Genomic DNA, 14681 nt, shown 5'->3' with positions numbered 1-14681 from the left:
CATGGTCAAGACAGCAGCCCTCAATGCGCCGGCATCGCCCGACGCAACTGTGGCGGCGGGCCGGGCGATGTTGCTGCTCGGAGCGATGGTATTCGTCGTCGCGCTCGGCTACGGCGCCGGCTTGCCGTTGCTGCAGCTGTTTCTGAGGCTGTACCTCGACGGGGCGACGCCGTCCGCGCTCGCGTGGCACGTTGGCATGCTGGGCGGCGTCTACACCTTCGCGCTGTTCCTCTTCGCGCCGTTGTGGGGTCGACTCTCGGACCGGCATGGCCGCTCCGCCGTACTGGCCGCGGGCTTCGCAGCATTCCTGATCGGCGGCGCTGCAGCCGCGTTGGCACCGAACCTGATGGTCGTGTATGCCGCTCGCTTCCTGGCCGGTGCAGGTGCCGCCTCAATTGTCCCGACAGCACAGGCGTACGTCGACGACATCAGCACGCCGGAGGTGCGCAGCCGCCGCTTTGTGCTGCTCGGCAGCGCGTCGTTCATCGGCTTTCTCGCCGGCCCGGCCTTCGGAACCTGGATCGCCGGGCCAGTGATGGGCATGCCGGTCGGGCGCATGCTTGAAATGGTCAACTGGCCCGCGTTTGCCATCGTGTTGGGCGGGCTCCCATTGCTGGTGCTCATCCCGTGGGGCCTGGGCCGCAAGCGCGCTACGCCTGAGCGAAACCTGCCACCTCAGTTGTCGCCAGACCGCCGGAGGTTCGTTCGCGCCTCGATGGGCATGGCACTGCTGGCCTCGTTTGCGGTGGGTACCTTTGAAGTCGGCTTCACTCTGTTCGGCGGGCAGACGCTGGGCCTAGCCAGCGGCACGATGGCCGTTATGTTCGTCACCTGCAGCCTGGCCATGCTGGCAGCGCAGTCCACGTTGCTCCTGCAAGGCGTGCGCCGCCGCATCAACGAACGCTGGGTCGCGGCCGCGTTCGGCACCTCGGCGCTCGCGTTGACCTTCGCCTTTGCGGTACCGGACGCCGCGGCGCTCGGCCTGCTGATCGTCGTGGTGTCCACTGGGGTCGGCATGGTCGGACCGGTACTGTCCTACGAGCTGCTCGAGCGCCATGCAGCCGCGCGCGGGGAACTGCTTGGCCGGCAGGCAGCGGCCGGCAACCTCGGGCAGGCGCTGGGTTCGGTGAGTGCCGGGTCGCTTTTCGCGTGGCAGCCGGCAGCGCCATTCTGGGCGGCAGCGCTGATTCTTGTGCTGGGGGCCGCCATCGCGCTCGCATCATGGGGGCCGGCACGCAGTGGCGAGGTCGCCGCCGGCCTGAACGTGGGGTCATGATGGGTGACGCCACACCGCGCCGCGCGCGACCGTGATCTCACCGGTGCAAGGATCCCTGCCACGACACCGGCTGCCGGCTGCCGGCTGCCGGGTGCCGTGGCATGAGACTGCGCAGCAGCGCTCCTCGCGAGCCCAGACTTCACAGGCGCGTTGGGCTACAGGGCGATCTGCCGCTGCAGCTCCCGTTTATGGTGCATCTGGACGCGAGCGCGGGCTCGGAGGGATTCACTTTGGGGCCTGACGGCGACCTACATTCCTCGCGCTGTTCTTCTTGGTCGACATTTTCCCGCCAGGATCGCGATCCCTTCGAGGGCACGTTGACGTGAGCCTGTACATACTGGCCGGCCCGCTCCCGAAAGCTGGTCGAGAGCCGCGCTCGACCGCGCGCCACACTTTGTTTACTTCGCCTCCGGCGCAGCCGCCTCCCCGCCATGCAGCATGGTTCCGTCTTTGTGGGAGCGGATCGTCTCAGCCTTTACGTCCTTGCGGCTCTTCCCTGGTTTGAACGCCTCGGATTTCGGCTCAGCCTCGCTATGCAGCATGGTGCCGTCCTTGTGGGAGCGGACTCCTGCGGCGCTCACTTCCTTCCGGCTTTTCTCCGATCTGAATGGCTCAGATTTCGGTTCCGCTTCGCTATGTCGCATGGTTCCGTCCTTATGCGAGCGGATCGCTTCAGTCCTTACCTCTTCGCGCGACTTCGGCTTGGCGCCGTCGGCGCCTTGCGCAGATGCACCGGGGGCGGCGAGCACAGTCAGGAGGGCTGCAGCAAGGGTGATGTGATTCAATTTTATGACAATCTCCAAGGGGAATGCTTCCGGAAAAAACGTGGTTACACGTAGGTTAGCGTCGGGCTTCGGTCCTCACCCGGTTCGATTACCAACGCTGAGCAAAGAATAGGAGTGTGCGGTCTTCAATGGTTTGATCAAGATCAAGCCAACGAGACACGACTGGACGGTTTTCCCCATTCATGGCCGTTCTGCCATGGATCACACGAGTGGTTATGCGCCTCTGCGCCTCGCAACTCCGAACTTCGTCTTGAAGTCTGCAAGTGGCACGGCAGCACGGCAAACAGCGAGTTCAGAAGTGCACGGTCGGTCCAGCGGCGGCGCCGTCGAGCTCGACCCAGCCAACCGGGAGAACGAGTGTTGAGTTTCAATTCCACGGATGGACGAAGCGAAGCTCAGACCAGCCTCGCGAGCTCGCCTGCGCTGCTCAGGCTGTCGCACCGTCATTGCGGCGGCGGGTGCGTTGAAGCGCGCTGCGCAGGCGCTTCAAAGCATGTGCTCGGGGAGCAGTACACCCAGAATGCCTCGCCAAACCCGCAGCCCAAAGTCTGTCATGGGTTCAACATCGTGCGTCACGATCTCCCCACCCTCCTCAGCTCTCCACTCGAGCGCTGCTTCGCCGCCAGCCTCGCGTCGCGCGACCTCGAAGGCATGATGAGGATCGGCTCCTTCGTCGAACAACGCCGCCAATTCGCCCGCCAGTTCGACACTGTCGACAGTGATCCAAGCCTCCGTATTGTGTAGTCGTGAGCGTGGATCCTGGTTCAGCGAGCCAACTAGGGCGCGCATACGATCCTGCACGATGACTTTCGCGTGAAAGCTGGCGGCCGACGCACGTCCCCAACGATGCGGCAAGCGGTGCTGGACATCCGGCCGTGGACGCATTTCGAACAACTCCACCCCATTGCGCAGGAGTGCCATCCGATGACGCGCGTAACCTGCGTGCGCTGCCGGCGAATCTGTGGAGGCCAGCGAGTTGGTCAGGACGGCTACGCGCACGCCGCGCTCGCGCATCTCCGCCAGGTGGCGCATTCCATCCTCGCTCGGCACAAAATACGGCGACATCATCAGCAGTTCGGCCGCTGTGCGAGAACCACCTTCACGGTCGTCAATCGATCCGTGCTCTATTCCGGAGGCCACGCCCCTCTTTTCTTGGTCGGGCTGGTCGTAGGTCAGCTGGGCACGCCCCCATGAGAGCTGAACGGTTGCAGACCGCAAGGCGTCAAGCAGGCTGTCTTGCGCCAGCCAGTCGCAAGGCGCGAGACCGTGGCAATTCGCGGCGCGCATGCGCAATGACTGCCGCACCTGCTCGCCTTCGGCGGCGTCGGGACGTTCGGTAAACGCCTCCATGGGGATTGCCGCCGCGCTGTTCCAGTAAGCGTCGAAAGCGTGCGATAGCTCTTTCACGATCGGCCCGGCGCCCAGCAAGTCCACATCAGCAAAGTTGGACGCAGCGTTGGCGTCGAAGTACTCGTCTCCGAGGTTGCGGCTGCCGACCACCGCGGCCACATTGTCCGCCACCCAGAGCTTATTGTGCATCCGGCGATTCAGCCGTGCGCCATCAAGCACAAACTCGCTCAGTCGCACGAGGCTCGACGTGCCACCCGAAAAGAAGGGATTAAACAGCCGCACCTGGATCGCGGAGTGTGCGGCAATTGCACGGCGCGCGAAGGAGCGCGTCCGCGCGTTGATATCGTCGAGCAGAATCCTCACCCTAACGCCCCGCTCGGCCGCGGCGATGATGCGCAGCAACAGCAGGTCGGTTGTCAGGTCATCACCAACGCTGTAGTACTGCAGGTCCAGCGTGCGTTCGGTTGCGTCAGCCAATGCAGCTCTGGCAACAAAGGCCGCATGGCCGGAGGCAAGGACTTGGAAGCCGGACATCCCGGGATAGGGCGCGGCCTGCTCAGCAAAAGCGCGTCCGAGCGTCGTGCGCTCGACGTTGACGATTGCACGCGACGGCACACGAGGAACATCCAGCCGCCCAGTTGCGCAGCCGCTTGTCATCGTCAGCAGCAGCCACAACGCAGCCGCAAGAGTGATCCGAGGCCATCCAAGATAGCGGAGGGGGATATTTAAGGCCATTGCAGTAGTTCCATACGGGGCATCCGCTCCCACGACAGTCGCGAGTGAAGTGGAAGTCGCACCGCACGATGCTATCGGATCGAAGTCGAACATCGACGCCGGCCGAAATCGCAAACCGTCCAAGACCTTGGATGAGATTCGAACCGACCATCAGCCATTCCCTGCGCCGGCCAGCGGCACTTCGCCACACTGGGCACCCGGCCGGTCTTCTGGTCTTCTGTGTGCAACGCCGGACTGACGGCAGCGCCTAACGCATCACCCCAGAATTCGTCCTCCAACAATGCTGCCTGAGGACGCCAGACAACTTGAGCCACGTCGCGTAGCCATTGTGGATTGGGAACTTGGTGACCCTAACCTCGGCCAAGTCGGGTATAGGCGGGCTCCTTGAGATGAAACGACGCTGGCGGGGCACGTCAAGGGCTTTACTTCGCACCCTGTCGGTTTCCGTGACGATCTCGCGCACGGATCCAACTAGACTAGTTGCGATCTTTGAGTTCCTCGCCAGCCGATTTTGAATCGGCGCCTGTCGAGAACTGCGAACACGCTTGGATAGGGGCGGAATCACGGTCATGAAGCTGCCAAGGCCAGCGCCCTTCGATCTCGACCTGCAGGGCCATACTCAGAACAGTGCGAATCAGAACTACGATCGCCAGCACGGCAACGTTTTCCAGTGTCGGCGCCACGACGACAGTGCGGATGATGTCGCCCGCTACCAGAAATTCAAGGCCGAGCACGATCGCGCCGCCGAAGTCCTGCCGGAAGCGCCGGACACTCATCGCTTTTGCACCTGAAGCCCCAGCGGCCAGCCGCCCTGCAGCGATCAGGACACCTCCCGCAATCACCAAAACACCAGTAGCATCGAACGCCAGCCCCACCCACTCCATCACTTCGCGAAAGGTGTTCATGACATCAGGCGCAAAGGCGCATTTTTCCGACGAAGATGGCCTAGTTCTTGCTTTTTCAAACCGCCATCCCATGGTGCAATCGTTAGTCTAGGAGCCAAAATGAAGTCTACAGTCTTGGCTGCGGCCATATTTTCCCTCAGCACTGTCCTCGCGACCGACGCGCTCGCTCAACGCCACGACGAACCCGGCCGCCAGCACGGAGTCGTCCGCAGTTCCGGCATTGGCGTGATCACCGGCATCGATGCGCAAGGAAAGAAAATTACGCTGGAACACGAAACCATCGACAAGCTCAAGATGCCGCCAGCAAAGCATGAATTCAAACTCAAGAACAACCAGACTTTGGGCAAATTCAAGGAGGGCGACAAGGTCGCCTTCGATCTAGAAAAATCCGGATCGGATCTTACGGTGGTCCGACTTCGCAAGCGAAATTGACCTGTCCGCCCCCGGCCGACACAACGGGGGCATGGAGCCAAGTTAGAAGGCGGGCGGGCAGGCCTGGGCTGCTGCCGATTTCGTGGACACCGACCTAAGCTTTTAGAGCTTTCTCGAACTCGATTGGACTGACGTAGCCGAGCGTGGAATGACGACGCGTCGGATTGTGGAAACACTCGATGTAGTCGAGCACGTCAGCGCGTGCCTGCTCCCGGACCTGTACACCTTCCTAGTCTAGCCGTCCGCTCGGTCTTCAACGAGCTGAAGAAGCTCTCCACCGCCGAGTTGCCCCAGCCTCGCCCGGGCGACTCATTCTGCAGGCGCTGCCTTGCTCCTTGAGCAGCTTCTGGAAGTGCTCGCTGGTGTACTGGCTGCCCTGGTCGGGAGTGATGCAGCAGCGCAACCGGCTTACCGCGGCGCCACACGGTCATCATTAGTAACGTCGGCCACCAGCTGCGAGGCCATGCTCTCCTGCATCGACCAGCCGACGATGCGAGGCGAGTACAGGTCCAGCACAGCGGCTGCGTAGAGCCCGCCCTCGGGCGTCCAGATGTAGATGAGGTCGGCCATCCACTTCTGGTTGGGCGCATCGGCCTGGAAGTGACGGTGGAGCACGTTGCCGGGGATGGGGCTGCGTGCCCCACGGTCCTGCGGCAAGCCTCGCGTCGTGGCCGCGCGCGCAGCGCCTGTTCTCGCATGAGCCGTTCGATGCGGTGCAATCCGCACCGCTGACCCAACGCCAGCACGTTGTGCCAGACCCGTCGAGCACCATACGTGCGGTCGCCGCCCAGGAGACTCTGACACTCCTGGCTGCCGAGCACCTCGTCGTCTAGACTGCGTTGGCTTCGGGGCGTGCCCAGACACCGAGCGCCTCGCACATCAATGACAGCAGCCAGCTTCCTCGATGCTTTCCCCGACTCCTTGGAAAAGTAGGCCGCGGCTCTTTTCAATAGGTCACGCTCCATCCGCAGTTGGCGTTCTCCTTCCTCAAACGCTCCAGCTCGGCCTGCTCGGGCTTCATCACCCCTTGCCCGAGGAATGCATGCTGCGGCTCGGCCGCCGCATCGCGTATCACCCCGCATTCTCCCGCGAATCCGGGGGCCGCGATTGCGGCGTTCGTCATTAGCCGAAGGTACAACCGGGACCCACTCAGGTGCTGCTGAGCCTCGAAGGAAGCTACGGCGCTGCAACATCGCTATCGATTGATATTTATCAATGTTCTTTCCGGCGCTTGTACGACAGTTTGCGCATCGTTCATTTTTGCGGGGATTGAAGGATCCGCCACCCCCTTCGGCCGCGCGTTCAACCTCAAAGGAGATCATGATGACCAAGCGAATCGCGTTGCTACGAGGACTTGCCATCGCCGCATCTGTCGGAACCTTGATGATTGCGGCCGGATGCGCTTCGCGCCCGCCGGAAAATTCGGTGCTTATGCCGGCCCGTTCGGAGAGGGCAGTCAGCGAACTGGATCATGGAGCCATCGCAGCCGAGTACGAGCGGCAAGCGGCCATCGATGCAGCCACGGCAAAGCGGCATTTTGGCTATGCGATCACGTACCGTAGGAATAGAACTCCCGCAAGCGGTGTAGAAGTACACGAGACATTGGCTCAGCACTGTGAGAACCTAGCCCGAAGCTACGAGCACACAGCCAACGAGAATCTCCTTATTGCGAAGATCCATCGGCAAATGGCGAAGCCGGCAAACTGACTGAGGCCGGTGGGGATCTCAGCGGATTGGACACTACAAGTTTGAGTCAGCCGGATCGAGGGATCGAGTCCGGGGATGTACTTCAGTGGGCATGCGACTCGTGGCCCTCAAGCGGAGCCCGGGATCAGGCTCATGAGCGAAGCGTTGGCCCGCGCGAAGGCAACCGGCGACAGCCAATTGGAACTTCCTCGTGCGATCGGTCGGATCTGTTCTCTTCAGCTGCTGCGTGGCATGCGGCTGCTTCGCTGCTTCGCGATGGAGCGTGAAGCCGTGCTCAAACTTGCCGAGTTGCTGGGCAAGCAAGAGGACGTAGTGCTCAAGTCAACCAGCGACACGGCGGCTATCGAGCGGCTACTGGCGCCGATGGTACGCCGCGTTGTGATCGCAACCCCGGTTCAGGTACGTGCCACCGCCTGGGCCGAGGTCAAGTTCGTCAAGTGACAAGATCGACGCTGCCGCGCTCACCAGATCCCATGCAGCGGGCTTCTCGCCCGAGGTTTGTATACCGAGCAAGACGGTGAAGGGTGGGAGTGCCGTTGATCCCCAGGCGTCGAGGCGCTGAACGGGCGTGCCGCGAAGCGTTCCCACATTCCGCAAAGTCCAATTGCCCCCACCCGACGAGGCGCCGAAATACCCAGCGCTGCCGCGCCACGCCAGCCGCTTGACCTGTGTGCCGCACCTAGGTTGATGATAGGGCTCTGCCGCCAATAGATGTTGGTGGGAAAGGGGCGGAATGATGCTTCGAACTTGATCTGTATCAAAGGCCGTGCGTTAGGTGCGCCCCAAGATGCATCCATGACTGATTTCGCCGCTGAACCACCAGGCCGGCTACACGTTTCATCCCTTGTTCCACCAACTCTTCCCGGACTTCTACCATGAAGCAACTACTTTATGTCTCATCTGCAATCGGCATCGCGATGACGATTGCGGCGATTCCCGCGTATGCGCAGCAACCGGCGGCAACAATGCCGACACCGGCGAACTCGGCGACTGTTCCAAGCGGTTGCGGCAAAGCGCCGATGAAGCGTCACGACCATGTTGACGCACAGGGTTTCGGGATCAGCAGCGCTTCGAAGGCTACGGGAGCGCCGTGCGGCCATGACAACGCCGAATCCGCTTCTGGTGAAAAGGTCAAGAAAAAGCCGTCGCACAACCACGCGCAGTTTCACAAGAACCAACCCTAAACGGTGCCTGCTGCGTCGAATAGGGACGCCTCCCCACTCGTAGGGCCGAAAGCCGCCTTGAATTCGAGAGCTAGGCAAGCAGAGTGGGCTTCACCGTCAACCGAAAAGGTGCTAAAAATGTCGAGCAAGTATTCGAAGACTAGCTTGGTCACCGCCGCAACGGCGGTCACCATTGCGCTTACCATTTCGTCCCCGCTATGGGCTAGATCACCTACGGCCCAAGCGGCGAATCCAAATGATGATGGGGCGTGGAGCGGCCTGCGTTCACCTAAAGCTTTATCTTCCGGCTTCCGTCTTGCGATGATGGATGACATGGACAAGATGGAGAAAAAGGGTGGGATGGGCGATGGAATGATGAAGAGCAACATGCCTTCGGATGGCCCTATGCCCAGCACCGACTCTTCCGGCAGTATGCAAGACCCTATGGCCGCTCCGTCGAGTTCAGACATGATGGGTCGCATGCGTGGATCCATGCCGGCGCGGCGCGGCATGGGCAATATGGCACCCTCTGCAAGTCTGCCCGGGTTTCCTGGTGCCTCCCACCTGTACCACGTTGGCGCGACCGGTTTCTTTCTCGATCATCCTCAGCACATCACCCTCTCGACAGAGCAGCAGACCGCTCTGAACCGGATCAAGGAAAAAACTCTGCTGGATCGGACGAGCTCGGATCGTCGGGTCGAGGACGCCGAACAGGAGCTCTGGATGCTGACGGCGGCCGATACACCGGACTCCGCCAAGATCGAAGCGAAGGTTCGCGCCATAGAGAAGCTTCGCGGCGACCAACGCGTCGCCTTCATCAGGGCGGTCGGTGAGGCGGGAAAGGTGCTTACCTCTGATCAGCAAAAAGCACTGCTCGGCACCAAGCCAAGTGGGCCGTCGCCCGCTACCGGCAAGCCGGCACAGGCGCCCGCGATGCCCGCGCCGATGAAGATGGAGTGATTAGAACTCTTACCGAGGCACAGGGAATCTCAGCGCATGAGTTCTTTCGCAGCGGTTGTAAGCTTCTCGACGCGATGTCATCTATTCCTGTCCATCGACTCTTTGCGAGGCGCTTACCGGGCCGATTGAGGGGCCCGATCAAGCGACTTGCTTGTCTGGCATTGCTGGGTTCTCTGATCGGCAACTCGCCCGCTGCAGCTCAGTCAAGAGAGACCGAGCACGAGTCTCATCATCCCGGCGCAGCGCAGCCGTCCAATCCCGGTCCATCCCCGTCCGCTCCAAGTGCCGGCGCCCCCATGGCAGGTGCCTCCGCGCCAGCGCAAGCTCCCGCTGCAATGTCGGCCCAGTCGGACGCCATGCAGGGAATGATGGCGGGCATGCAGAAAATGATGGAAGGGATGATGGGCAGCGAAGGCTGCTGCGGGGGTGGCGCGGGAAAAGAGATTTACCCGTTCCTGATGAGTCTGCCCACGCTGACGCCCGAAAACCGTGCCGAAGTGCGCCGCCTCTCCGAGGAGCGCATCTACGAAGGCACGATGCTATTGCAGACGGCGCAGGAACGCCTGTCGACTGCGATCGCAGCGGGCGATCACGACTCAGCCGAGAGCGCGCTGCAACAGTCGCGCGACGGCCTCGGGCGTGTGGGCAGCGGCGTCGCCGTGCACAGGCTTCTTCAGGAAGGAACACCGCCTCAGAATGTCGCTTCGCAATGGTTCAAGAGCGAGATGAACCTCGCGTCTCCCATTGCGCGTGAAGACTCACGAAAAGTTCTCGGCGTCTTGCCATTGCATCTCTTGGTGATGGCATTGCTTATCGCGTTCGCGCTGGCGATGGTCGCCATGTACTTCTTCAAGATGCGCCGAACTGCTGCCCTCTTCGGACGCATCGAGCCAAATCCGGGAGCGCCGCCCCCCGGAACGTCGCCCCCCCTCGGCGGAGCTCCCAACCCGTCTTCACCAGCGGGTCCGCCCGCTGGAACGACGACGCCGGCTGGAGGGACACCACCAGCTGGCGACACGCCGCCGACGGCAAAAGCATCCCCGCCTGTGGCCCCCCCGTCGCACTCTTCTGCCCCTGCTTCAGCAGCCAAGCCTGCGACCGAAACAGAGTCGCCGATCGACGCTCCACAGACTAACGTGGCGTCAGTTCCCAATGCGAAGTGGCGGGGCCAACTCCGCATAGGCAGCGTCATCACGGAAACACCAAGCGTGAAAACCTTGCGTCTGCAGCCCGCGTCCGGTGATGGCCCCATGCCTTTCAACTTTGCGCCCGGTCAGTTCCTCAATGTCGCGTTCTCGGTGGGTGGGGCGAGGATGAACCGCTCATACTCCATCTCATCCTCCCCGACACAGCGCAACCATGTCGACCTGACCGTGAAGCGCGAACCCCGGGGCGCGGTCTCGCGTCATGTCGACGATGTGCTCAAGGTTGGCGACCTGATCGAAGCAGGAGGTCCTGTCGGAAAGTCCACCTTTACCGGAACCGAAGCGGACAGCGTCGTCCTCATCGCGGGCGGTGTGGGAATCACTCCGATGATGAGCATCACGCGCTACCTTACTGAGCGGTCATGGCCCGGAGACATCTTTTTTGTCTACGCGTGCAGGGCCCCAGTTGATTTCATCTTTGCAAGAGATCTCGCTGAGCTTCAGCGTGTCAACAAAAAGCTGCAGGTCGCAGTGGTAATGGAGCATCCGGAAGGGACGGACTGGCAAGGGCTACGAGGACGCCTCACGAAGGCATTACTCGCGCAGACTGTCCCTGACATCGCTGCGCGAAGAATCCATCTTTGCGGGCCGCCCGTGATGATGGACGCGGTCAAGGCGATCCTCACTGAGCTGAAGGTGCCACCCGACCAGGTGAAGACCGAAAGTTTTGGCTCAGCCGCACCCTCCCCTGCCGCAGCCGGGACCACCGCCAAATCCACTGCCCCCGCTACCGGCCCGCTGGTGACCTTTTCGAAGAACAACAAGTCCTCCAGAATTCATGTTGATCAGACCGTTCTTGAGCTGTCCGAAGAGCTCGACATCGGGATCGAATTCTCATGCCGCGTCGGCACCTGCGGCATCTGCAAGGTGAAGATGACTTCCGGCGAAGTCGAGATGGCGGTCGAGGACGGGCTAGATCCCGAAGACAAGGCCGACGGCATGATTCTCGCCTGCCAGGCAAAGCCCACCGGGCCGGTCACTGTGGAGGCGTAGCCATGAAATGGCCTGAACGTGAAGGCATCGTCGTCAGCGGCGTGCTCAGCGTACTGCTTCTAGCCTGGCTCGGCTTCTTCCTGCACCGCTCGCCTCGCTTTCCGGGCAGCGGACTCGGAGCGGTATTCGGGATAGCGGGGGCTGTGCTCATGCTCGTCCCGCTTGCCTACCCGATCGCAAAGCGTGTTTCCTGGTTCAACGCCCGAATCACACCGCACGTATCGATGAAGACGTTGCTTACCCTGCACGTCTATGCGGGCCTTCTCGGCCCATTGCTCGCGATCATTCACACGGGTCACAAGTTCGACAGCTGGCTGGGAACTACGCTGACGGCAACGATGCTGCTCGTCGTCGTCAGCGGCTTTGCGGTTCGCTATCTGCTCACCTTTGTCGCCCATGAAATGAAGGACAAGTTGGCGTTGCTGCAGACCGCAAGAGGAGATCTCGACAATGCCTGGTGGAAGCTTGAAAACTCCCCGGCTGAAATGGGAGTTCTCCCAAGGGCGCCAGTCTTGACAGCAGCGATGGCATCACTCGGGCTCGACGTCCGACCCGCTGGCCCCGCTGGCGAGGCAGCCCGCATCGCCGAATCGGTGGCGGACCTGGAGTACTCGGTCCGCATGCACGAATTCTTCAAACGCTGGTTTGGCCGATCTCTGAAGCTCCACATCGTTCTCTCCGTCATCCTCTATGTGCTGCTCGCGCTGCACATCGGGGCCGGGGTGCAGTATGGACTCCGGTGGTTCTCGTAGCATGAGCCAGGTAAAACTCATCATCGCGGCGCTCGTTACTGCCGTCATCGCAGTTGGCATCGGCGTTGACTGGAGCAAGAGCGACTCACAAACACGCACGTTATGGCAACAAGCCGTAGCCCCGGGAACGCTGTCACAGTCGCATGCCTTTCTCTCGAATAACTGTGCAGCTTGCCACACGCCAGTGAAAGGTGTCGAGCCCAAGCTTTGCATCGCATGCCACGCCGACAACACGGCGCTGTTGCAGCGCCAGCCCACTGCGTTCCACGCGAACGTGCAAATTTGCATCGGCTGCCATGTGGAGCACCAAGGAACGGCGCGGATGCCGACAACGATGGATCATGCACTGCTTGCCAGGACTGGTCATCGGGAGATGAAAGCCGCCGGGCTGGGCGTGGGACTGAGCACCCCTGACGTTGAAGCGGTAGCCAGCCTATTGGATCGGCTGCCGCGCCAGGAGGCGCAGACGCGGGCGCCCGACGCCCCTTACGCCGAGGTGAAGCAGACGAGCGTTCCTACGTTGCCCATCGACCATCCGCGTCTCGGTGCCAACGAGTCGATGCTCAACTGCGCCAGCTGCCACGCGACCAAGGATCGTCATCAGGGTTTCTTCGGCGCCGACTGCGTACAGTGCCACGCCACGACCCAATGGACCATCGCGGAGTTTGTTCACCCGTCGACGCGCTCGACAGAGTGTGCGCAGTGTCATAAGCCGCCGCCCAGCCACAACATGATGCACTTCTCGATGATGTCGGCCCCGCTTGCCCGCCAGCCGAACGCCAAAGTGAATCAGTGCTTTCTTTGTCATCAAACAACCGTTTGGAACGACATCAAGGGCTTGGGCTGGAAGAAGGTCCATTGAATCGAGATCAATGTGGAAAGGACAAGCATGAAGAGCAACTCGCAGTTCCTCGTCGCCATGGTCGGCATGCCGGCAATTGCGAATTTCTCTTCCTGTTTCTGGGCAAGGCCGTGAAATTCGGATTGATGGCGGGCTTGATGCGCTTGTGGTCTCGCCGGAGTGGCCTGCAGGCTGGCCCGGGCCTCCTCGGGCTCGGCCAGCGCGATGGTGGGACTGGAGCGCCGCTTGTCGAGCTCCGCGGGGTACACGCCATGCTCGCAGCACCAGGCGCATTTGCCCGACTCGGGCATCGCGGCGGTGGCAATCACCGCCTCAAGCCGGCCACGCCAGCGCTCCAGCGTCCTCACCTCAATGCCCACTTCGGGGGCCACCACCTCCACCGCCGAACTCTCCGACGGCAGCACCTTCCTACCCCTCGGTCCTTGGATGCTTGTCCGTATCGAGCCGCTGCGGTCCTTCATCGCCGTCCCCGGATTCTTGGTTCTATCGGGGCGACAACCATTCTGAGAGGTGGGCGCTACTTTCGGACCGTACAGACGCTGAAAAAGTCTTCACCTATACAGATGTGCTCGCTGATCTTCGCCACCTCAAGGCAAGCTCATTCTTGAAAACTTGAACTCAACCCTGAGAGACCGCCATGAAAACCTCAATATTGATCACCGCAATCGTCGCCTTTGCCTTGTCGGCACCAATCGCATCAGCGCAGGAAAAGCCTGCGCCCGCCGCGCCAGCGATGAGCATGGACATGGAAAAGCAAATGCCCAAGATGCAGGCGAACATGGAAAAAATGCAGCAGCAGATGGAAACAATCGGAGCGACCATCGATCCGAAAGAACGCCAGAAGCTGATGCAGGAGCACATGCAGACCATGCAGGAAAACATGAAGACGATGCGCGGCATGGGCGGCCCGATGATGAAGGGCGAAGGCAAGTCCGGCGGAATGATGATGGGCGACAAGAAAGGGAGCATGAAAGACAGCGACATGAAGAAGCGCCAGGAAATGACGGAAACGCGCATGGACATGATGCAAATGATGATGGAGCAAATGATGAAGCGCGAGGAGGCTATGAAGCCAAAGCCAGATAGGTAATCAAGAAACTTTGCAGCGCGCAGTCCCCAGCAATCCGTGGCGAACTCGCCAAAGGAGAGAGAATCATGTATCAGCAGCGTATTGCATACGTCGGTGTATTGGCGAGTGCCGTTGTTGCGGTCGCCTGCGGCCCCAGCGACTCTGGAATCGGCGTGAAGGTCAAATCGAATCTCACGTCGGACGAAACCGTGAAGGCCGCTCAGATCGACGTCGGCGTACAGAAGAAGGTGGTCACCTTGTCAGGAACTGTCGACACCCCGGCCATCAAGGATCGAGCTGTCGCGGTGGCCCGCGGAACCGACGGTGTTGCCCAAGTCGTTGACCAGATCACTGTCAAAGAGCAGAGCGCTGGCCCCGGCTTTGGTCATGGTCGCGAAATGATGGAAAAGAGGATGACGGAACGCAAGGGTCACCCAGTGGAAGGAAAGCGCGAGTAGGTTCGTTCAGCACTCAACGACATCAAGGA

General features: G+C 61.3%; 15 protein-coding genes and 1 pseudogene. 11 read left to right on the top strand and 5 right to left on the bottom strand.

The window, feature by feature from the left end:
* The first annotated feature begins 1 nt into the window (after position 1).
* A complete protein-coding gene (locus tag A8M77_RS21760; RefSeq protein WP_238136912.1) occupies positions 2 to 1276 on the top strand; it encodes an MFS transporter in 1275 nt (424 codons plus the stop codon).
* 398 nt (positions 1277 to 1674) lie between these two features.
* On the opposite strand, the gene A8M77_RS35415 is transcribed toward A8M77_RS21760, so the two are convergent.
* The 3 genes from A8M77_RS35415 to A8M77_RS21745 all read right to left on the bottom strand — a co-directional run bounded on the left by A8M77_RS35415 (position 1675) and on the right by A8M77_RS21745 (position 5051).
* The gene (locus tag A8M77_RS35415) at positions 1675 to 2061 is read right to left on the bottom strand and encodes a DUF4148 domain-containing protein (protein ID WP_158100967.1); all 387 of its coding nucleotides are present in this window, start codon (positions 2059 to 2061) and stop codon (positions 1675 to 1677) included.
* 486 nt (positions 2062 to 2547) lie between these two features.
* Positions 2548 to 4239: a phospholipase D family protein gene (locus A8M77_RS21750; protein ID WP_086923598.1), complete on the bottom strand. Its 1692-nt coding sequence runs from the start codon at positions 4237 to 4239 to the stop codon at positions 2548 to 2550.
* Positions 4240 to 4622: 383 nt separating this feature from the next.
* The gene (locus A8M77_RS21745; RefSeq protein ID WP_086923597.1) at positions 4623 to 5051 is read right to left on the bottom strand and encodes a DUF1622 domain-containing protein; all 429 of its coding nucleotides are present in this window, start codon (positions 5049 to 5051) and stop codon (positions 4623 to 4625) included.
* A 99-nt stretch (positions 5052 to 5150) separates the two neighbouring features.
* Here A8M77_RS21745 and A8M77_RS21740 point away from each other — a divergent pair, with 99 nt between their 5' ends.
* Positions 5151 to 5483: a copper-binding protein gene (locus tag A8M77_RS21740; protein WP_086923596.1), complete on the top strand. Its 333-nt coding sequence runs from the start codon at positions 5151 to 5153 to the stop codon at positions 5481 to 5483.
* A 94-nt stretch (positions 5484 to 5577) separates the two neighbouring features.
* Here A8M77_RS21740 and A8M77_RS36930 read toward each other — a convergent pair.
* Positions 5578 to 6555: pseudogene (locus A8M77_RS36930) on the bottom strand (IS3 family transposase); the annotation flags it as partial.
* A gap of 248 nt (positions 6556 to 6803) precedes the next feature.
* On the opposite strand from A8M77_RS36930, the gene A8M77_RS35410 reads away from it, so the two are divergent.
* From A8M77_RS35410 to A8M77_RS21705, 7 genes are all read left to right on the top strand, one after another.
* Positions 6804 to 7190, top strand: a complete 387-nt coding sequence (locus A8M77_RS35410) for a hypothetical protein (protein WP_143694715.1) — start codon at positions 6804 to 6806, stop codon at positions 7188 to 7190.
* A 132-nt stretch (positions 7191 to 7322) separates the two neighbouring features.
* A complete protein-coding gene (locus A8M77_RS21725; protein ID WP_143694714.1) occupies positions 7323 to 7631 on the top strand; it encodes a hypothetical protein in 309 nt (102 codons plus the stop codon).
* A gap of 434 nt (positions 7632 to 8065) precedes the next feature.
* Positions 8066 to 8374: a hypothetical protein gene (locus A8M77_RS35405; RefSeq protein ID WP_143694713.1), complete on the top strand. Its 309-nt coding sequence runs from the start codon at positions 8066 to 8068 to the stop codon at positions 8372 to 8374.
* A 144-nt stretch (positions 8375 to 8518) separates the two neighbouring features.
* The gene (locus A8M77_RS21720) at positions 8519 to 9313 is read left to right on the top strand and encodes a Spy/CpxP family protein refolding chaperone (RefSeq protein WP_202820645.1); all 795 of its coding nucleotides are present in this window, start codon (positions 8519 to 8521) and stop codon (positions 9311 to 9313) included.
* A gap of 296 nt (positions 9314 to 9609) precedes the next feature.
* Positions 9610 to 11511, top strand: a complete 1902-nt coding sequence (locus tag A8M77_RS21715; RefSeq protein ID WP_158100965.1) for a 2Fe-2S iron-sulfur cluster-binding protein — start codon at positions 9610 to 9612, stop codon at positions 11509 to 11511.
* 2 nt (positions 11512 to 11513) lie between these two features.
* Entirely contained in the window at positions 11514 to 12263 is a 750-nt protein-coding gene (locus A8M77_RS21710) for a hypothetical protein (RefSeq protein ID WP_086923590.1), read from the top strand.
* A gap of 1 nt (position 12264) precedes the next feature.
* Positions 12265 to 13125 carry a cytochrome c3 family protein gene (locus A8M77_RS21705; RefSeq protein WP_086923589.1) on the top strand — a complete coding sequence of 287 codons (861 nt, stop codon included), beginning with the start codon at positions 12265 to 12267 and terminating at the stop codon, positions 13123 to 13125.
* Here the strand turns inward: A8M77_RS21705 and A8M77_RS21700 are convergent.
* Positions 13071 to 13586 (bottom strand): hypothetical protein, encoded by a 516-nt coding sequence (locus A8M77_RS21700; protein WP_143694711.1) that lies wholly within the window; start codon positions 13584 to 13586, stop codon positions 13071 to 13073. The genes A8M77_RS21705 and A8M77_RS21700 overlap by 55 nt on opposite strands.
* A gap of 176 nt (positions 13587 to 13762) precedes the next feature.
* On the opposite strand from A8M77_RS21700, the gene A8M77_RS21695 reads away from it, so the two are divergent.
* Positions 13763 to 14215, top strand: a complete 453-nt coding sequence (locus tag A8M77_RS21695) for a hypothetical protein (protein ID WP_086923587.1) — start codon at positions 13763 to 13765, stop codon at positions 14213 to 14215.
* A 65-nt stretch (positions 14216 to 14280) separates the two neighbouring features.
* Positions 14281 to 14652 carry a BON domain-containing protein gene (locus A8M77_RS21690; RefSeq protein WP_086923586.1) on the top strand — a complete coding sequence of 124 codons (372 nt, stop codon included), beginning with the start codon at positions 14281 to 14283 and terminating at the stop codon, positions 14650 to 14652.
* Positions 14653 to 14681: the final 29 nt, after the last annotated feature.

The organism is Variovorax sp. JS1663 (assembly GCF_002157355.1).
In the GTDB taxonomy this organism is placed as follows: Bacteria; Pseudomonadota; Gammaproteobacteria; order Burkholderiales; family Burkholderiaceae_C; genus Variovorax.
Note: the sequence above shows the minus strand (reverse complement) of the source record. Positions and strands in the feature narration are given on the sequence as shown.

Bases quoted from the DNA above. Each gene is read 5' to 3' on its own strand.
- A8M77_RS21705 (WP_086923589.1), top strand. From the start codon at position 12,265: ATGAGCCAGGTAAAACTCATCATCGCGGCGCTCGTTACTGCCGTCATC.
- A8M77_RS21760 (WP_238136912.1), top strand. From the start codon at position 2: ATGGTCAAGACAGCAGCCCTCAATGCGCCGGCATCGCCCGACGCAACT.
- A8M77_RS21715 (WP_158100965.1), top strand. From the start codon at position 9,610: ATGGCAGGTGCCTCCGCGCCAGCGCAAGCTCCCGCTGCAATGTCGGCC.
- A8M77_RS21725 (WP_143694714.1), top strand. From the start codon at position 7,323: ATGAGCGAAGCGTTGGCCCGCGCGAAGGCAACCGGCGACAGCCAATTG.
- A8M77_RS21745 (WP_086923597.1), bottom strand. From the start codon at position 5,051: ATGAACACCTTTCGCGAAGTGATGGAGTGGGTGGGGCTGGCGTTCGAT.
- A8M77_RS21740 (WP_086923596.1), top strand. From the start codon at position 5,151: ATGAAGTCTACAGTCTTGGCTGCGGCCATATTTTCCCTCAGCACTGTC.
- A8M77_RS21695 (WP_086923587.1), top strand. From the start codon at position 13,763: ATGAAAACCTCAATATTGATCACCGCAATCGTCGCCTTTGCCTTGTCG.
- A8M77_RS35405 (WP_143694713.1), top strand. From the start codon at position 8,066: ATGAAGCAACTACTTTATGTCTCATCTGCAATCGGCATCGCGATGACG.
- A8M77_RS21690 (WP_086923586.1), top strand. From the start codon at position 14,281: ATGTATCAGCAGCGTATTGCATACGTCGGTGTATTGGCGAGTGCCGTT.
- A8M77_RS21750 (WP_086923598.1), bottom strand. From the start codon at position 4,239: ATGTTCGACTTCGATCCGATAGCATCGTGCGGTGCGACTTCCACTTCA.
- A8M77_RS21700 (WP_143694711.1), bottom strand. From the start codon at position 13,586: ATGAAGGACCGCAGCGGCTCGATACGGACAAGCATCCAAGGACCGAGG.
- A8M77_RS21710 (WP_086923590.1), top strand. From the start codon at position 11,514: ATGAAATGGCCTGAACGTGAAGGCATCGTCGTCAGCGGCGTGCTCAGC.
- A8M77_RS35410 (WP_143694715.1), top strand. From the start codon at position 6,804: ATGATGACCAAGCGAATCGCGTTGCTACGAGGACTTGCCATCGCCGCA.